This is a genomic window from Rhodococcus sp. EPR-134 (assembly GCF_001647205.1).
Classification (GTDB): domain Bacteria; phylum Actinomycetota; class Actinomycetes; order Mycobacteriales; family Mycobacteriaceae; genus Rhodococcus_F; species Rhodococcus_F qingshengii.
On record NZ_LVCT01000766.1, the window covers coordinates 1 to 2,070 of the forward strand.

Consider the following 2,070-nt stretch of genomic DNA (forward strand, 5'->3'; position numbering starts at 1 on the left):
GACGGTTTGTTCGCCGTTCAGCAGGCGGCGGCGCGCGAGTTCGATGACACCGCGGACTTCTTTGACTCCGGCGGACAGAGCCGACAGAGCCTCGAACCGGCGGCCGGTAGCACCCGAGATCAACGATGCGAGCGTGGTCTTGCCGGTGCCGGGAGGTCCGTACAGAAGTACCGATGCGGCGCCGGACCCCTCGACCATTCTGCGGAGTGGCGCGCCGGGCCCGAGTAAGTGCTGTTGACCGACAACTTCACCAAGAGTGAGCGGACGCATGCGGACAGCCAGAGGAGCACCGGGCGGCACCGAGGACAGGGCGCGCTCGGCTACAGACACGACATCTGGTTCGTCGACGATCGCGGATTCCTCCGGAGTTGCCTCGAACAGGCCGTCTTCCGCCACCACGCCGTCTTTCGCCCCCACACTGTCTTCCGCTTGCCAATCGCTCACGAATCGACGCTACTAGAGACCACCGACGCCCGACACAATCCGCTGTTCCGCCAGCCCTCACCCAGTCGTGAATCCGCATTGGATAGCGTTGTCGCCATGAGCACCTCCGAGATCGCCACCGTCCTCGCGTGGCACGATGCACTCAACTCCCAAGACGTCGACACTCTGCTGCAGTTGTCGAGTGACGACATCGAGGTAGGCGGCCCCAAGGGCGCGAGCCAGGGACTCGCTGCCCTGCGCGAGTGGGCCACCAACGCCGGCATCACGCTCGTCCCCGGAAAGATGTACGTCCACCACGGCGTGGTCGTCGTCGAACAGACCGCAACGTGGGCGGCCGAACCGGACAAGTCCGCGACCCTGGCCTCTGCTTTCCGAGTCGTGGCCGACCAGGTGACTTCGACGTTCCGGCATCCCGATCTGGCGACGGCGCTCGCGGCGACGGACCTGTCCGAGAACGATCTGGTCTCCGACAACTGAGCGGACTCGACCGAGAATGGGCGCTCGTGCTTCGTGCACGGGCGCCCTTCTGTGTGTGATCGGTCAGGGCCTCAGCTGAACTCGGTCCGCAGCGCCGCCACGACGTCGCGGGCGTGTGCCTCGACGGCGTCGTTGCCGGCGAGCTGAGCCGAGCGTGCGAGCCTGGCCCAGCGTCCGACCAGTGCGTCGGCGCGTGGAATCGAGAGATAATGTTCGCGGACGGCGGCGATACGCGAATGATCCTCGGGCAGGTACAGATAGGTACTGAGCCAGACCCAGATGAGTTGGGCCTCGACAATCCGGCGGCCCAATTCGGCCTCGTCGGCCAGGGCGGGCCACATCCCCACTACCTCGGCCCGCCAGGCATCGACCATCGCCGACGCCCGCTCTTCGGTCAGGTCGATGTTGCACAGGCAACCGGGGAAAGACACCAACGCGTAGGTGATGTCGAGGAGGGCATCGCGGTAGCCACCCCACTCGTAGTCGAGGAACTGCACGCCGTCGTCGTTGACGATGATGTTGTCGGGGCACAGGTCCGACGGACTGAAGGCACGGAACCGGCCACCGCTGAACAGTGTCTGCGCATGCTGAACCTGCTCGAGAATGTCCGAACTCACATCGATGCCGAGACTTTCCACCAGCATCGCGGGAACACCGGCCACGGCACGTCCCACCTGATCCGCAACTTCATCGGAGCAATGGGCAACCTCGGCTCGACGCAGCAGTGCGGTGAAGTCGTCCTCCCGGCCGACGGTCGCGGCGTGCATGCGTCCCATTGCCTGAGCCATGGCCATCAACGTGTAAGTGACGGTGTCCGGGTCGGAGTCTTCGAGTCGGACGCTGATTGCGGTGGCGTCGCCGAGATCACTCAGGATCAGGAGGCGAGCATCGAGGTCGGACGCCAACAGTTCGGCGCCGGGGCGTGCGTCCTTGGCAAGCGCGTTGGCGAACTGATACGACACCGCTTCACGAAGGAATGCGGTCTCGACGTCGAAGTCACCTTCGGACGCGGCCGGGAGCGCAATCGCTGTTTTGGTAGCTCCCTGGAAGTTGTCGCGGACCTGCTTGATCACCAAAGTTCGGGGCAGGGAGAACGGGTTCTCGGCGACGCGAACGCGCAGCACGACGGTGCGGCCACTCCCCCCGAGA

General features: G+C 65.1%; 3 protein-coding genes. 1 reads left to right on the plus strand and 2 read right to left on the minus strand.

Annotation, left to right across the window (positions count from 1 at the left end; all coding sequences use genetic code 11):
• A partial coding sequence (locus tag A2J01_RS32810) for an AAA family ATPase (RefSeq protein ID WP_442971592.1) occupies positions 1-444 on the minus strand: 444 nt, incomplete at its 3' end.
• 96 nt (positions 445-540) lie between these two features.
• Here A2J01_RS32810 and A2J01_RS32815 point away from each other — a divergent pair.
• Positions 541-921, plus strand: coding sequence for a nuclear transport factor 2 family protein (locus tag A2J01_RS32815; RefSeq protein WP_003944973.1), 381 nt, complete (start codon positions 541-543; stop codon positions 919-921).
• Positions 922-992: 71 nt separating this feature from the next.
• Here A2J01_RS32815 and A2J01_RS32820 read toward each other — a convergent pair.
• On the minus strand, positions 993-2,070 hold a 1,078-nt coding region (locus A2J01_RS32820), incomplete at its 5' end, for a hypothetical protein (RefSeq protein ID WP_064114364.1).

Coding starts and splice junctions, on each gene's coding strand:
- A2J01_RS32815 (WP_003944973.1), top strand. CDS start 541: ATGAGCACCTCCGAGATCGCCACCGTCCTCGCGTGGCACGATGCACTC.